Annotated in this window: 11 protein-coding genes, 1 tRNA gene and 2 pseudogenes; 8 read left to right on the top strand and 6 right to left on the bottom strand. The window is 66.4% G+C overall.

Going from position 1 to position 14,690, the window contains the following annotated elements; all coding sequences use genetic code 11:
- Positions 1-62: 62 nt before the first annotated feature.
- Entirely contained in the window at positions 63-809 is a 747-nt protein-coding gene (locus tag ABFB10_RS19010) for a DUF502 domain-containing protein (RefSeq protein WP_347167695.1), read from the top strand.
- A 198-nt stretch (positions 810-1,007) separates the two neighbouring features.
- Here the strand turns inward: ABFB10_RS19010 and ABFB10_RS19005 are convergent, their stop codons facing one another.
- Together ABFB10_RS19005 and ABFB10_RS19000 are read right to left on the bottom strand one after the other, a co-directional pair.
- Positions 1,008-2,048: a patatin-like phospholipase family protein gene (locus ABFB10_RS19005; RefSeq protein WP_347167694.1), complete on the bottom strand. Its 1,041-nt coding sequence runs from the start codon at positions 2,046-2,048 to the stop codon at positions 1,008-1,010.
- Between the two features lie 82 nt (positions 2,049-2,130).
- Entirely contained in the window at positions 2,131-2,904 is a 774-nt protein-coding gene (locus tag ABFB10_RS19000) for a 3-hydroxybutyrate dehydrogenase (RefSeq protein WP_347168066.1), read from the bottom strand.
- Positions 2,905-3,290: 386 nt separating this feature from the next.
- On the opposite strand from ABFB10_RS19000, the gene ABFB10_RS18995 reads away from it, so the two are divergent.
- The 5 genes from ABFB10_RS18995 (at position 3,291) to ABFB10_RS18975 (ending at position 9,593) form a co-directional block, all read left to right on the top strand.
- A complete protein-coding gene (locus ABFB10_RS18995; protein ID WP_430523031.1) occupies positions 3,291-5,108 on the top strand; it encodes an extracellular solute-binding protein in 1,818 nt (605 codons plus the stop codon).
- A 53-nt stretch (positions 5,109-5,161) separates the two neighbouring features.
- A complete protein-coding gene (locus ABFB10_RS18990) occupies positions 5,162-5,275 on the top strand; it encodes a hypothetical protein (protein ID WP_023848062.1) in 114 nt (37 codons plus the stop codon).
- 183 nt (positions 5,276-5,458) lie between these two features.
- Complete coding sequence (locus ABFB10_RS18985; protein WP_347167693.1) at positions 5,459-6,157, top strand: response regulator; 699 nt, start codon at positions 5,459-5,461, stop codon at positions 6,155-6,157.
- A gap of 36 nt (positions 6,158-6,193) precedes the next feature.
- On the top strand, positions 6,194-7,372 hold the full coding sequence (locus tag ABFB10_RS18980) for an FIST N-terminal domain-containing protein (RefSeq protein ID WP_347167692.1): 1,179 nt from the start codon (positions 6,194-6,196) through the stop codon (positions 7,370-7,372).
- Positions 7,373-7,376: 4 nt separating this feature from the next.
- Positions 7,377-9,593: a PAS-domain containing protein gene (locus ABFB10_RS18975; protein ID WP_347167691.1), complete on the top strand. Its 2,217-nt coding sequence runs from the start codon at positions 7,377-7,379 to the stop codon at positions 9,591-9,593.
- A gap of 24 nt (positions 9,594-9,617) precedes the next feature.
- Here ABFB10_RS18975 and ABFB10_RS18970 read toward each other — a convergent pair whose 3' ends face one another.
- Both ABFB10_RS18970 and ABFB10_RS18965 read right to left on the bottom strand, forming a co-directional pair.
- Complete coding sequence (locus ABFB10_RS18970; RefSeq protein ID WP_347167690.1) at positions 9,618-9,896, bottom strand: hypothetical protein; 279 nt, start codon at positions 9,894-9,896, stop codon at positions 9,618-9,620.
- Between the two features lie 257 nt (positions 9,897-10,153).
- Positions 10,154-11,446 carry an ATP-binding protein gene (locus ABFB10_RS18965; protein WP_347167689.1) on the bottom strand — a complete coding sequence of 431 codons (1,293 nt, stop codon included), beginning with the start codon at positions 11,444-11,446 and terminating at the stop codon, positions 10,154-10,156.
- Between the two features lie 45 nt (positions 11,447-11,491).
- Between ABFB10_RS18965 and ABFB10_RS18960 the strand changes: the two are divergent.
- Both ABFB10_RS18960 and ABFB10_RS18955 read left to right on the top strand, forming a co-directional pair.
- Positions 11,492-12,409 (top strand): annotated as a pseudogene (locus tag ABFB10_RS18960) (MBL fold metallo-hydrolase).
- Positions 12,410-12,479: 70 nt separating this feature from the next.
- Positions 12,480-12,554 (top strand) — tRNA-Asn (locus ABFB10_RS18955).
- A 1,007-nt stretch (positions 12,555-13,561) separates the two neighbouring features.
- Here the strand turns inward: ABFB10_RS18955 and ABFB10_RS18950 are convergent.
- Positions 13,562-13,681: pseudogene (locus ABFB10_RS18950) on the bottom strand (transposase); the annotation flags it as partial.
- Positions 13,682-13,869: 188 nt separating this feature from the next.
- Positions 13,870-14,682 carry a 5-deoxy-glucuronate isomerase gene (iolB, locus tag ABFB10_RS18945; protein WP_347167688.1) on the bottom strand — a complete coding sequence of 271 codons (813 nt, stop codon included), beginning with the start codon at positions 14,680-14,682 and terminating at the stop codon, positions 13,870-13,872.
- Positions 14,683-14,690: the final 8 nt, after the last annotated feature.

Here is a 14,690-nt window from a genome sequence, read left to right as displayed (position 1 = left end):
CAGACGTATTGTAGTGCGCCCGGCCAATGCCTAGTTTCCATGGGGCTGCCCATGGAAAGACGATGACGACCCCGAATCCTTCTCCGTTCGACCCGGAACCCAAGAAACGCTCGGGCCTCTTCGTCCGTCTGCGCACCTCCTTTCTGACCGGCATCGTCGTGATCGCCCCCGTCGGCCTGACGGTCTGGCTGATCTGGACGGTTGTCGGCTGGGTCGACGGCTTCGTCTGGCCCTTCGTGCCGGGCGCCTATCACCCCACGGAGCTGCTGAACCGCTTCCTCGGCCTCACCGGCGAGGACCGGATCGAGGTCAACGTGCGCGGGCTTGGCGTGGTGGTCTTCCTGCTGTTCACCATCATGGTGGGCTGGATCGCCAAGGGGCTGATCGGACGTTCGCTGATCAATTTCGGCGAAAGCCTCGTGGACCGCACGCCGGTGGTCCGCTCGATCTACTCGGGCATCAAGCAGCTGGCCGAAACCGTCTTTGCCCAGACCGAACGCAGCTTCGAAAAGGCCTGTCTGGTCGAATATCCGCGCAAGGGCATCTGGGCCGTGGCCTTCATCTCGACCGACACGCGCGGCGAAGTGGCGCAGAAGGCGCAGACCATGGGCGGGTTGGTGTCCGTCTTCGTGCCGACCACGCCGAATCCGACCTCGGGCTTCCTGCTGTTTTTCCCCAAGGAAGACGTGATCGAGCTGGACATGAGCCTCGAGGACGCCGCCAAGCTGGTGATTTCGGCGGGGCTGGTCTACCCGAACGGCACGGATGCCAAGCAGGCCGCCGAAGCGCGGTTCCGCGAGGCCTCCTAGGCGCGCCCGCCCGGGCCGCCCCGCGCGGAAACTGTGTGGAAAATGCACCGCGCAAGCAAGATTTTACTTTATATCCGCCAAAGACAGTCTATCCTATAGAAAGAAGGCGCCAGTCCCTCGGCGCTTGTGTTCAAGGCCACCACACGGTCGCGCGCCGCATCGTATCCCCGGTGCGGCGCGTTTGTTTCCATCGCTTTCTCAATCGAACATCTCGCGCAGATCCACGGTCTGGCGTCGGCCAAGATCGGCGCGATGCCTGCGCAGGAAGTCGCCCGCCGCGCGGCGCCCCGCCTCTTTCAGCTGCGCGATGACAGAGGGGATCGCCACCATTTTCGTCGCCACCGACAGCGCGTTCATCAGCCCGTCGTCGGCGATCATATGCACCAGCACGTTCTTCATCGCGCCCTCGACGACAGAGCCTTCGGCGATCAGACGCTGGACGAAGTTGATCGCCCGCAGGTCGCGCAACAGCGAGGCGTTGAAGCTGATCTCGTTGATGCGGTTCTGGATCTCGGGCGGGGTGACGGGCAGTTTCTCGCGATGGATCGGGTTGATGTTCACGATCACGATGTCGTCGGGCAGATGCGCCGCATACAGCGGGAACAGCGCCGGATTGCCCGAATAGCCGCCGTCCCAGAAGGCCTCTGTCACACCGGTGACCGGGTCTTCCATCTCGACCGCCTGGAACAGCGTTGGCAGGCAGGCCGAGGCCATGACCGCCTGCCCCGAAATCCTCTCTCCGGTGAAGGTCCGCACCTTGCCGGTCCGCACGTTGGTGGCGCAAAGATGCAGCTCCGGCCCGACACCGGAACAGACGTGGTCGAAGTCAAGCTCGGCAACGATGGGTTCCAGCGGGTTGCGATAGAGCGGACCCAGCCCGTAGGGCGACAGCATCCGCGTCACCGTATCGGCCCAGAGGTAGCCCGGCGAGGCCTCGATCGCGCGGCTGACCAGCCCCGGGTGCGGCATCCAGGGCATCATCCAGGCGGGCAGCGCCTGGTCGTTCAGCCGCGTCACCTGCCCCCACAGCCAGGCCAGCCTTGCCCGCGCGCCCTCGTGGCCGCCCTCGTGCCACCCGGCCTTCAGCGCCGCGCCGTTCAGCGCCCCCGCCGAGGTCCCGCTGATGGCGGCGATCTCCAGTGTCCTCCTCCTCCAGCAGCCGGTCCAGCACACCCCGGTATAGGCGCCATGTGCGCCGCCGCCCTGCAGGGCAAGATTGATCCGTACGGGCTGTGCCATCACCGGCCCCCTGTTTCTTCTGTCTGCAAATATCCCGGGGGGCGCCGAAGGCGGGGGCAGCGCCCCCCTGCCCGTACCGGCCTCAAAGCGCCGTCCAGCCGCCGTCGACGGAAATCGTGGTGCCGGTGATCTGCGCCGCCGCGTCCGAGCACAGGAAGACCGCCGTGCCGCCCAGCTGCTCGACGGTGGCGAATTCTTTCGAGGGCTGGCGCTCCAGCATGACCTTCTCGATCACCTCCTCGCGGCCCATGCCGTACTTCTCCATGGTGTCGGGGATCTGCGCCTCGACCAGCGGCGTCAGCACGTAGCCCGGGCAGATCGCATTGGCGGTGATCGGCTCCTTCGCGGTTTCCAGCGCCACGACCTTGGTCATGCCGACGATGCCGTGCTTGGCGGCGACATAGGCGCTTTTATAGGGCGAGGCGGTCAGCCCGTGCGCCGAGGCGATGTTGACCACCCGGCCCCAGCCCGCCCGGCGCATCAGCGGCAGCGCGGCGGCGGTGGTATGGAAGGCAGAGCTGAGGTTGATCGCGATGATCGCGTTCCATTTCTCGACCGGGAACTCGCCGATGGGCGCCACGTGCTGGATGCCCGCGTTGTTCACCAGGATGTCGCAGGCGCCCGCCGTCTCGATCAGCGCGCGGCACTGGTCCTCTTTCGACATGTCGGCCTGGATATAGCGCGCCTCGACGCCATGTGTATCGGCGATCTCTTTCGCGATGGCGTGGTCCGCCGCGCTGTCCGAGAAGGAGTTCACGACAATCGAGGCCCCGGCCTTCGCCAGTTCATGCGCGACCCCCAGCCCGATGCCCGAGGTCGATCCGGTGATGACGGCGGTTTTACCCTTGAGCGACATGGTCTCTACTCCTGTTGATGTATTGTGCTGTTGCAGCATATATGAGCATCCCACCCCTGTTGCTGCAATGCAGAAGAAGCGTTTCGCTGCGGGGCCGCAGGCCGGGGGCGCCGCCTTTGGCACGGAACCCTTTCGTGATTGGACGCGGCGCGCGGGATCGGGCAAAGCCCTGTCTGCAAACCCCTGTTGGCAAGGCCAAAAAAACCCCGGTACCGAGGCCGGGGTTCAGTCATTGAGGCAGGTTTCATACAGGCAAGAAACCTATCGAGCAGTGCCCCTGTTATAGGCGCTTTCGCGCCCGAGTCCAAGCTAAAAGTTTGAAAAGGCGTAAAAGCGCAGGTAATCATGGCTCAACAAAACAAGGGCAGTGCGGGGCGAACTTCAGAATGCGCATCAAATCTTCCATGTCCGGGGCATTTTCTTGCGCGATCCCGGCGCTGATTCTTTCGGCTGTTCAGGGAATCGCCGAACCGCAGCATGGAATCGCCATGTATGGCGACCCGGCGCTGCCTGCGGATTTCGCGTCCTTCCCCTATGCCAACCCCGATGCGCCCAAGGGCGGAAAGATCGTTCTGGGCGAGGTCGGAACCTTCGACAGCCTCAACCCGCATATCCTCAAGGGCACCACGCCCTGGCAGCTGCGCTTCCTCGCCTACGAGAGCCTGCTGGAGCGGAATTATGACGAGCCCTTCGCGCTTTACGGGCTGCTGGCAGAATCGGTCGAGACCGGGCCGGACCGCAAATGGGTGGAATTCACCCTGCGCCCCGAGGCCGAGTTCAGCGACGGCAGCCCGGTCACCGTCGAAGACGTGATGTGGTCCTACGAGACGCTCGGCACCGAGGGCCATCCGCGCTACCTGGGCGTCTGGAAAAGCGTCGAGAGCATGGAGCAGACCGGCGAGCGGTCGGTGCGCTTCACCTTCAGCGAGGACAACCGCGAGCTGGCGCTGGTCATCGGCATGCGCCCGATCCTGAAGAAGGGCCAGTGGCAGGACAAGGATTTCACCGAATCCGGGCTCGGCACCATCCCGGTCTCCTCCGCGCCCTATACCATCACCAGTGTCGATCCGGGCCGCTTCGTGGAACTGACGCGCAACCCCGATTACTGGGGCAAGGACGTGCCCGCGCGGCAGGGGTTCCACAACCTCGACACCATCCGCATGGAGTTCTTCGCCGACAGCACCGCCATGTTCGAGGCCTTCAAGGGCGGCGTCCTGAATTCGAACCGCGAAACGGATGTCGAGAAGTGGCGCAGCCAGTACGACTTTCCCGCCGTGCAGTCGGGCGAGATCGTGAAGTCCGAGATCGGGCACGAACGCCCCTACGGCATGTACGGCTTTGCCATGAACACCCGGCGCGACAAGTTCAGCGACTGGCGCGTGCGCGAGGCGCTGCTGAACGCCTTCAACTTCGAATACATCAACGACGTGCAGACCGGCGGCAGCCAGCCGCGCATCACCTCGTATTACGGTAACTCGGTGCTGGGCATGCAGGAGGGTCCGGCGACGGGCCGCGTGCGCGAGATGCTGGAGCCCTTCGCCGGCGACCTGCCCCCCGGCGTGCTGGAGGGCTATGCCCTGCCCGTCTCTGACGGCTCGGTGCGCAACCGTGCGAACCTGCGTCGCGCCATGGACCTGATGGCCGAGGCCGGCTGGACCGTCGAGGACGGGGTGATGCAGAAGGACGGGCAGCCCTTCACCTTCGACATCCTGATCCGTCAGGGCAAGGGCGAGGACGAGGCCATCGCGCTGATGTTCACCACCGCGCTGGAGCGCATGGGCATCCGCGCCACCGTGAACATGACCGATTCCGCGCAATTCGAGGCGCGGTCCAAGAGCTTCGACTTCGACATGGTCTATTACGAGCGCGGCCTCTCGCTGTCGCCGGGCAACGAGCAGCGGCTTTACTTCGGCTCTGAACAGGCCGACGAACCGGGGTCGCGCAATCTGATGGGCGCGAAGTCCGCCGCGGCGGACGCGATGATCGACACCATGCTGAACGCCGAAAGCCAGGGGGATTTCGTCGCCGCCACCCGCGCGCTGGACCGCGTGCTGACGGCGGGGCGCTACGTGATCCCGATCATGTACCGCTACGACCTCAGCCGGATCGCGCATGCCAAGGAACTGACCTATTCCCCCGACACGCCGATCTACGGCGACTGGCTGGGCTTCCAGCCCGATGTCTGGTGGTGGGAAACGAAATAACCAACCGGCGGGACGTCCCGAAGAGGCCGCCCGCCCCCAAGCAGAGCAGAGACATGAAACAGGCACTTCTTCTGACACTGGCCCTGATGCTGGCCGGCTGCGGCACGGTGGATGGCATCGGGCAGGACATCTCGGACGGTTCCCGCATGGTGCGCGGCTGGTTCTAGGGCGCTGTCTTCGGCGGTCTGCGCGGCACCTGCCCCGTCCCCGGCGCGGTCCCGGGCCGGGCGCCCTGTGGTGCCCGCCGGGGCAAGGCCGCTGCCGGTGGCAGGCGCGACCCTAGACCTTTGGGCAAGAGACCGCAGGACCATTGCCGCCTATGCTGGATGGACCGAAAGACAGGCGTGACCATGATCGAGAAAGCCCAGGACAGGACCCTCTGCACCGACCGGCCCGGCACCGCGCTGGTGGTCGACGACCACCCGCTGTTTTGCGACGCCCTGACGCTGACCCTGCAATCCATCGCCGACTTCGACGAGATCCGCACCGCCGGGACACTTGAAAAGGCGCTGGACGTGGTCACGCGGGAACCGGAGGTCGGGCTGATCGTGCTCGATCTCAACCTGCCGGACGTGAACGGCCTTGACGGGCTGGTGCGGCTCAGGAATGCCGCGCCGCGCGCCGCGATCCTGATCGCCTCGTCCATGGCCGAGAACCGCATGATCAGCCATGCCATGAAGGCCGGGGCCAACGGCTTCGTGCCCAAGCACTCGCAGCGCTCGGTCTTTCGCCGCGCCTTCGAGGCGGTCTCTGCCGGACAGCCCTTCGTGCCCGATGGCTATATCGACCCCAAGGGCGGCGAAGGCGCCGAACCGGACGACGCGCTGGCCCGGCTGGCCTCGCTGACCAACCAGCAGGCGCGCATTCTGCACCTGATCTGCGAGGGCAAGCTGAACAAGCAGATCGCCTTCGACCTGTCGATCGCTGAAACCACCGTGAAGGCCCATGTGACCGCGATCATGCGCAAGCTGGGCGTCCACAGCCGCACGCAGGCGGTGCTGGTCGCGCAAGAGGCGCGTTTCACCAACGTCTTGCCAAGCGAGGGATAGGCGCCCTATCCTGCCGCCCACCGGGAGGGGATGGACATGGACGGGGCGAATACCGGCTCCGCCGGAGAGGAGAGACTGGCCGAAACTGCCCTGCGGGTGGCACAGGTCGCCGTCGACGACCCCCGGCCCGCCGAGACGCTGGCGCGGCAGCTGGGCGCCGGTCCCTTCGCGATGGTCTGCCTTTTCGCCTCGCCGGAGGCGGATTTCCAGGCCCTGACCCGCGATGCCCGACAGGTCTTTCCGGGCACCGACGTTCTGGCCTGCACCACCGCCGGAGAGCTGGGCCGCCATGGCTACGAGAGCGGCCAGATCATGGCAATCGGCTTTCCCGCCGCGCTGTTCACGGCGATCACCTGCGCCATCGACGATCTTGACCGGCTCGACGAACGGGCGCTGATCGACGCGCTGATCCGCCAGCGGATGCAGTTGAATCGCGACGCCGCCGACAAGGCCTACGAGTTCGCCTTCCTGATGGTCGACGGTCTGTCGCTTTGCGAAGAACGGCTGGCCGCCGCGCTGGCCTCGGGCCTTGGGCCAATGCCGCTGTTCGGGGGGTCTTCGGGCGACGGCACCGCCTTCCGTGGCACCTGGCTGTCGCGGAACGGCGCGGTCCGGCGCAACGCGGCGCTGCTGGCCATGGTGCGCAGCCATTGCCCGGTGCGGGTCTTCAGCCTCGACAACCTCGTGCCGACGGATGTGCGCATGGTGGTGACCCGCGCCTCGCCCGACCGGCGGGTGGTGCACGAGATCAACGCCGAACCCGCCGCGCAGGAATACGCCCGGCTGCTGGGCAAGGACCCGAACCACCTTGGCAGCTTCACCTTCGCCGCGCATCCGGTGGTCGTGCGCGTCGGCGACAGCCACCATGTCCGCGCCATCCAGCAGGTGTCGGAAAACAGCGATCTCGTCTTCTTCTCGGCCATCAACGAAGGCATGGTGCTGACGCTGGCCTCGCATCAGGACATCGCGCAGCACCTCGAAGCGGGGCTTGGCGCGCTGGCCGGGTCCGGCGCGGCGGCGCCCGAGCATATCCTTGGCTGCGACTGCCTGCTGCGGCGCATCGACGCCGAGCAGGTCCAGAAGGGGCGCGAGATTTCCGATATCCTGCAACGGCACCGGGTCGTGGGCTTTTCCACCTACGGCGAGCAGATGGGCGGGCTGCATGTCAACCAGACCTTCACCGGCGTCGCGATCTACCCGCCGCCGCGCCGCTGAGCCCATGTCCCTGATCAATCCCTCCGACAGCCTCGAACGCCAGAACGAAAAGCTTCTGCGCATCGCCGAGGCGCTGATGAACCGGGTCGAATACGGCGCCGAGAACTCTGGCGATGCCTACGCCCAGTTCGAACGCGCGGCCCTGCTGGAAAAGCGCGTCCGCGAGCGCACGCTGGAGCTGGAGCGCACGCTTGACCTGCTGCACCAGTCCAACGCCCAGCTGGCCGAGGCCAACCGCGAGACAGAGGCCGCGCGGCGTAACCTCGCCGACGCCATCGAGACCGTGTCAGAGGGTTTTGCGCTGTTCGACAGCGACGACGTTCTGGTCATGTGCAATTCGCGATTCTGTCGCGATTTCAGGGATATGACGCAGCATCTTCGCCCGGGGATGCCATTTGCCTCCTACGTCGCCAAGGTCAGCCGCTCGCGCTATCTGGCGCTGCCCGAAGACCTGACGCCGGACACATGGGCCGAACGGCGCAACCGCCGCCATCAGGACCGGCACGTGATGTTCAACGTCCAGCTCTCGCAGGGCCGCTGGTTGCAGGTGTCCGAGCATCGCACCGCCAATGGCGGCACGGTGGTGCTGCAAACCGACGTGACCGACCTGATGCGGCTGGAGCGGGCAGAGCGCGACCGGCTGAAGGACAAGCAGGCGCGCATGGTGCGCGCGACGCTCGACCACCTGAACCAGGGCGTCTGCATCTTCGACGATCACGGGCGGCTGGTGGGCTGGAACCAGAAGACCGGGGACCTGTTGTCCCTGCCCGCCCGCCGGCTTCAGATCGGCGCCGATTTCGCCGGGCTGATCGACCGGCTGGACGACGAGGTGCAATTCACCCGCGGGCTGACGCGCGAGGGGTTCCGTCTCTGGGCCGCCTCGCCGCAACCGCGCCAGCCGGTCTCTTTCGAGATCCGGCGCGGGCCGCAGATGGTCTTGCAGATCTTCGGGCGCGGGATGCCGGACGGCGGTTTCCTCATGGCGATCACCGATGTCACCGCCGAACGCGAAGCGGCGCAGAAGCTGGCCGAGCTGAACGAGGTGCTGGAACAGCGCGTGATGGAGCGCACGCTGGAACTGGAGGATGCGCTCTCCGCCGCCGAGCGCGCCAATGCCTCGAAGTCGCGTTTCGTCGCCGCCGCCTCGCACGACCTTCTGCAACCGCTGTCGGCGGCCAAGCTCTATGTCTCATCGCTGGCCGACCGGACCCAGAACGGCGCCGATCAGGCCGTGTTGCACAAGGCCGAAAGCGCCCTGACCAGCGCCGAACAGATCATCGACGCGCTGCTGGACATCTCGAAGCTGGACGGCGACGGGCTGCACTTCGACATTCGCACGGTGGCCCTGCACGAGATCTTTCGCCCGTTGCGCGACGAGATGGCGGTTCTGGCAGAGCGCAAGGGGTTGCAACTGGGCTTTGTCGACAGCGGGCTGATGGTGCAAAGCGATGCCAGCTACCTGCGGCGCATCGTGCAGAACCTGCTGGCCAATGCGATCCGCTACACCGATGCGGGCCGCGTTCTGGTGGGGGTGCGGCGCAACGGCGCCTCTGCCCGGATCGAGGTCTGGGACACCGGACCGGGCATCGCCGAAGAGGACCAGAACGCCATTTTCGAGGAATTCCGCCGCCTCGACACCAAGGCCAGCCGGAACGAGGGGCTGGGCCTTGGCCTTGCCATCGTCGAACGCGCCTGCGCCCGGCTGGGTCACCCGCTGGGGCTGTGGTCCGAGGTCGGGCGCGGGTCGTGCTTCATGGTCAATGTGCCGATTGCAGGGCGGGCCTCTGCCGCGGTGACGCAGAACCCGCGCAGCGCGCGGCCCGTCGGGCTGTCGCAGGCCGGGCTGATCGTGCTTCTGGTCGAGAACGACCCGCAACTCAGCCGCGCGGTCACGGTGATGCTGGAAAGCTGGGACGTCAGCGTCCTGCAAGCCGCCAGCGCGGAAGAGGCGCTGGCCCTGCTGGCCGACCTGCAGATCGTACCGGATGCCCTGCTGCTGGACTACCAGCTTGGCCCCGGCCCCACAGGGATCGGCCTCTATCACAGCCTGAAGGAACACATGGGCGCCTTGCCCTGCGCGATCATCTCGGTCGACCGCAGCCCGGAGCTGCGGCAGGATTGCAAGGCGCTGGACCTGACCTTCCTGCCGAAGCCGCTGGACCGGCACCGGCTGGGCCAGTTCCTGACCGCCGCCGCCGATGCCCTTTGCCGGATGGGCTGAGCCTCTGCCGCCATGGCCGCGGCGTTACATCATGCCCTTGCAACTGCGCGGAGAGTTCGGCAGGCCGATGTGCTTCGGGTTCAGCACGAGGATCCAGCGCGGCGGATAGCCCGGCGCCTGCGTGCGGCGATAGGTGCAGCCCTGCGCCGTGGTCATGTAGTCGCCCTGTGGCGCGATATAGCCCTGCGTGCCGATGAAGGGCGCGGCCTGCGCAAAGATCAGGGTTTTGGGCGTCTCGGCCTCTGTTGCGGTCAGGGACACCAGCCCCAGAGAGGCGGCGGCGACGAGTGTTGTCAGGCTCATGATGTCTTGTCTCCTGTGGCATGGGGGACGCGGGCAGGCATCCGTGCGGGCCGCCGGGCAGCGCCGCCGACCACGGGGAAACTCGCCGACCGTGGCGGCGGAAAAGCGGCGCCATCACGTCGGATCCGTGTCTCAAACCCTTGATTTTACGAAAACTATAGCGGGTTTATGCCTGTTCCATCGGACCTGCGACGCGTCGTGCCGACAACACCCAAGCCGCGGCCAGACCGTCTTGTCCCATCGGCCTGCCGCGCGGGTCAAAGCCCGATGACGATATCGGCGCGCAGCCCGCCCATATCGGGGCTTTCCGACAGCCGCAGCACACCGCCATGGGCGCGCGCGATATCGGCGGCGATGGCCAGCCCCAGCCCCACGCCAGAGCCCCGGTCCTGATTGCGCGCGGGGTCCAGCCGCACGAAGGGCCGCAGCGCCTTCTCGCGATCCTCTGGCGCGATGCCCGGGCCGTCGTCCTCTACCCGGATGCGCAGGGATTTTTCGCTGACGGTGACGGACACCCGGCAGGTCTTGGCGTAGCGCCGCGCATTGGCCACAAGGTTCTGCACCGCCCGCCGCAAGGGTTGCGGATGCAGAGGCACCTCGCCCACGGGATCGCCGGGCGCCATGATGACCGCCTGCCCGCCGCGCTGCGCATCCTCGACGACGCCGCGCACGAGGGCCACCGGGTCGACCGGCTCTGCCAAGCCCTTCTCGGCATCGCCCCGGGCGAAATCCAGAAAGGCGTCGATCAGCGCCTGCATCTCTTCGACGTCCCGCTCCAGCGGTTCGCGGTCCGCGTCGTCAAGCAGCGACAGCCCCAGCCGCAGCCGCGTGATCGGCGTCCGCAGGTCATGGCTGACCCCCGACAGCATCATGGTGCGCTGCTCGATATGCCGTTCGATCCGCGCCCGCATGTCCAGGAAGGCATGGCCCGCCGCGCGCACCTCTGTCGCCCCCGAGGGTGAATAGCGCATCGCCCGCCCGCGCCCGAAGGCTTCTGCCGCCGCCGCCAGCCGGGTGATCGGGCGCAGCTGGTTGCGCAGGTACAGGAAGGCGATCAGCGTCATCAGCGCGCCGAAGAAGAGCATGTTCACGAACAGCTGGTGCGGGTTCGAGGCCGAGACCCGCTCGCGCGCCGCCTCGGCCCGATAGAGGACACCGTCGCGCCGGATATACAGCGTCACGCCGTAATCGTCCGGCAGCATCACCCGCTCCAGCCCGGGAATGTGGGCGTTCAGCTCGCGGATGACCACAAGCCCGGTCAGGTCGAACCAGCGCCGCTGGTTCGCGGCGGGCAGCGCCTCGGCCTCGACCCGGTGCAGGTCGATCCCCAGCAGCCTTTCCCCGGTGTCATCCTCGCCTTTCGCTTCCAGCGCGAAGGTCACGGCCCGCGCCAGTTCCCGGCTCAGCTGTTCCGTGACGCCTTCGAAGTGGCGCTGGATGAAGACCACGGAAACCACAAGCTGCAGGGTCACCACCGGCAGGATCAGGATCGCGGCGGCGCGCCCGTACAGGCTGCGGGGCATATATCGTTTGAGCCATGCAAAGGTCATGGGCTACATCTACCGCGCCCGACCCCCATCGAAAAGGTTTCCCGCATGCAGGACCCCCAACCCGCGTTCCGTCCCGAACCCGGCATCGCCGAGGACCTGGAACCCGGCCTGCGCCGGATCCTCGGCGCCCAACCCTTCGGCGATGACCTTTCGCGGCACGAACACCTATCTGCTGGGGACGCGCGGGATTGCGGTGATCGACCCCGGCCCCGACAGCCCCGGGCATCTGGAGGCGATCCTCGCGGCCCTGGGGCCAGGCCAGCATGTCTCGCATATCGTGGTGACCCACGCGCATCTCGATCACAGCCCCCTCGCCGGTCCGCTGGCGCAGCGCACCGGTGCGCCGGTTCTGGGCTTTGGGCGCCACGATGCCGGGCGCAGCGCGATGATGCAGAGGCTGGCGGTCGAGGGGCTGGTCGGCGGCGGCGAGGGTGTCGACGCGGGCTTTGCGCCGGATATCGCGCTGGCGGACGGTGCGCTGATCGCCGGGGACGGCTGGCAGATGCGCGCGCTGCACACCCCCGGGCACATGGCCAACCACCTCTGTTTCGACTGGCAGGGCCGGCTGTTCTCGGGCGATCTGGTGATGGGCTGGGCGACCTCGCTTGTCTCGCCCCCGGATGGCGACCTGACCGCCTTCATGGCCTCGCTGCGGCGGCTGGGGACCGAGCGCTGGCACAGCCTGTACCCGGGCCACGGCGCCCCGGTCACCAGCCCGGCGGCGCGACCTCGCGGACCTGCTGGCACACCGCGAAGGCCGCGAGGCCGAGATCCTCAGCGCCCTGCGCGCCGGTCCCGCCACGGCCGCAGGCCTCGCCGCACAGATCTACCGAGAGGTTCCGCGCCAGCTACTGCCTGCGGTACGAACGCAACGTCCTCGCGCATCTCATTGATCTGGTAGAGAGATCCCGGGTTCAGCCCGTAGAAACCCTCAGCGCGGCGGCCCGTTTTTCCCTGCTCTGAAAGAAACTGAAAAATATGTGACAAAAGCCTCTGGACGACCGGAATCTTGGTTGCTATACGGCCCGCATGTTCCGGCGTAGCTCAGCGGTAGAGCAGTTGACTGTTAATCAATTGGTCGTAGGTTCGATCCCTACCGCCGGAGCCAAAAATCTCGCAAGAGACTGATTTGGCAAAAAAACCACTCCCTCGGGAGTGGTTTTTGCGTTTCTGGTGCACACCAGTACTCAACGTCGGGCACAGGCTCGTGCACGGTCGCGCCTCCGTGGATGCCCGGGAAGTTTTCGGTGGCAGCCAAGTGGCCGGAGTCGCACATACCCCCTCCTTGAAAAACGCCCCTCGGGCTATGCTTTCCACCGCCGGAGCCCGGCGAGGACTGTTGAGATATCGAACCTTGATCAAGGTTCTGCGCTCTGCCTCTCGCTGCGTACCGACGTCTTCTCCGAGGCGAAAACCCTCACTCGCGCCCTGACGGCGCTCACGGACCTGGGTTTCGCCGTGATGACGGAGAGACGCATGGCCCACCTCGACGCAGACGGCCCGACCCTGTCGACAGAACCGGCGCGCTGCCAGATCGCCCTGCACGAGGAATCCCGCGCAATGGCCGACCCACGCTTGGAAGTGCCCGCGAATGCAACTGCCGCGGCTCGAGCGGGTCCCCGGTCGATAGGACGGCTGCACGGAGTGCGGCAGAAAACGACACGGCGGCCTCGACACCTGCCGTGCGTCGCATCGGCGCACCGGCAGTGGACGACGAGACTGCCTTCCGTCTCACGTTGCGGCCACCCTGGCTCGGGAACATCGGTCTGCGCGACCTGACCGGCGAAATGCGCCAGATCCTCCGGGGAAAGCCTCGCGGGATCAGCATTCAGGAGGAAATCGCGCTCATGTGGCAGCGGAAATGCGCGGGCTATGGTTAGGATTTCTCCGTCCAGCAGATCGGCGACGCGGTCGCGGGCAAGAAATGGCAGAGCGGCAGCGCGGGTAATCCCCCGTTTTTACGGGAGGCGTGGACGTTGGGTTTACGCAGCCATTCTTAGTTTCCGGGCGGGTGTTATGCCGCCGTTGCCCATGTCCGGGTGTTTGGTGTTGCAGGACCGGAGCCACCCGGCAGCAATCTGCTGCACCTCTCCTCCGCCATCTTTTTCCCGCGGGAATCAGGCACGCATCCATCCCGCCGTATTTGGCCCGCCACTTGTACAGGGTGGCACCGCGCATGCCATGCTCGCGGCACAGCTCGGCAGCTGGGACATCCAGCTGGCGCAGCACGTCCATGGTCTGGGCTTCGGCCAGTCACGTCTGCTCATCGGACTCTCCTTGTTCATCCTGCCGAGAAAAGTCCGCTTCCGCATCGCTTTGACATCGCGGGGGCTTACCCCTCCGACACCTCCAACCCGCCCTGTTTCGAGCGCCACTTGCAGAACCTCGTTTGGAGAACAGGCCAACCTCAAGCCGCGGGCGTCTCAGGGGAGCCGGTCGCGCTCCATGATCCATTCGACCTCGGGCGCGGCAACGAAGCGCCAGTTGCGGCGGGGCCCGGCCATAACGTTGAGATAGTACATCTCGAAACCATACGGCGCGCCGCAGGGGTGGTGGCCGCGCGGTACGCAGACCACGTCGCCGTCATGTACGGCCATGGTCTCGTCGAGCTGAAGGTCATCGGTATAGACCCGCTGGACCCCGAAGCCGTTCGCCGGGTTGAGGCGGTGATAGTAGGTCTCTTCGAGGTAGGTGATGCGCGGGAAATCATCCTCGTCATGGCGGTGGCTGGGGTAGGACGACCAGTTGCCCGCCGGGGTGAAGACCTCGGTCACCAGCAGCGCATCGCAGTAGTCCTCGCTCTCCATGGCGATATTGTTGATGAAGCGCGTGTTGCTGCCGGTGCCGCGCTGGGTCAGCGCGATCCTGTCCGGGCCGATGCGCCGCGCCTCGTGACCGCCCTTGCCGGGGGCGCTGCAGACCGCGATGGTGCAATCCGTGGTCGCCTCGGCGCGCCAGTCGGTGCCGTTCGGCAGGTACAGACAATGCGGCGGCGTCTTCTCGAAAACATTCATGCGCTCACCCAGCTCGCCCCATTCGCGCCCCGCGCCGGACAGCCGGGCCTTGCCCTCGACCATCACGAGGATGACTTCACGCTCTCCCGTGGCCTCGGCGACGGTCTCTCCGGCCCGCAGGCGGTGCAGGCTGAACCCGACGTAGCGCCAGCCCGCGCTTTCGGGTGTGATGCGGTGAACTTCGCCATGGGTGCCGAAGGGGCGATGCAGAAGATGGCTCATGTCCTGTC

Source organism: Ponticoccus litoralis (assembly GCF_039769985.1).
Taxonomy (GTDB): domain Bacteria; phylum Pseudomonadota; class Alphaproteobacteria; order Rhodobacterales; family Rhodobacteraceae; genus Ponticoccus; species Ponticoccus litoralis.
Note: the sequence above shows the minus strand (reverse complement) of the source record. Positions and strands in the feature narration are given on the sequence as shown.

What these genes read in the sequence shown, in the direction of transcription:
- ABFB10_RS19010 (WP_347167695.1), top strand. Translation starts at nt 63, where the DNA reads ATGACGACCCCGAATCCTTCTCCGTTCGACCCGGAACCCAAGAAACGC.
- ABFB10_RS19005 (WP_347167694.1), bottom strand. Translation starts at nt 2,048, where the DNA reads ATGGCACAGCCCGTACGGATCAATCTTGCCCTGCAGGGCGGCGGCGCA.
- ABFB10_RS19000 (WP_347168066.1), bottom strand. Translation starts at nt 2,904, where the DNA reads ATGTCGCTCAAGGGTAAAACCGCCGTCATCACCGGATCGACCTCGGGC.
- ABFB10_RS18995 (WP_430523031.1), top strand. Translation starts at nt 3,291, where the DNA reads ATGCGCATCAAATCTTCCATGTCCGGGGCATTTTCTTGCGCGATCCCG.
- ABFB10_RS18990 (WP_023848062.1), top strand. Translation starts at nt 5,162, where the DNA reads ATGAAACAGGCACTTCTTCTGACACTGGCCCTGATGCTGGCCGGCTGC.
- ABFB10_RS18985 (WP_347167693.1), top strand. Translation starts at nt 5,459, where the DNA reads ATGATCGAGAAAGCCCAGGACAGGACCCTCTGCACCGACCGGCCCGGC.
- ABFB10_RS18980 (WP_347167692.1), top strand. Translation starts at nt 6,194, where the DNA reads ATGGACGGGGCGAATACCGGCTCCGCCGGAGAGGAGAGACTGGCCGAA.
- ABFB10_RS18975 (WP_347167691.1), top strand. Translation starts at nt 7,377, where the DNA reads ATGTCCCTGATCAATCCCTCCGACAGCCTCGAACGCCAGAACGAAAAG.
- ABFB10_RS18970 (WP_347167690.1), bottom strand. Translation starts at nt 9,896, where the DNA reads ATGAGCCTGACAACACTCGTCGCCGCCGCCTCTCTGGGGCTGGTGTCC.
- ABFB10_RS18965 (WP_347167689.1), bottom strand. Translation starts at nt 11,446, where the DNA reads ATGACCTTTGCATGGCTCAAACGATATATGCCCCGCAGCCTGTACGGG.
- iolB (WP_347167688.1), bottom strand. Translation starts at nt 14,682, where the DNA reads ATGAGCCATCTTCTGCATCGCCCCTTCGGCACCCATGGCGAAGTTCAC.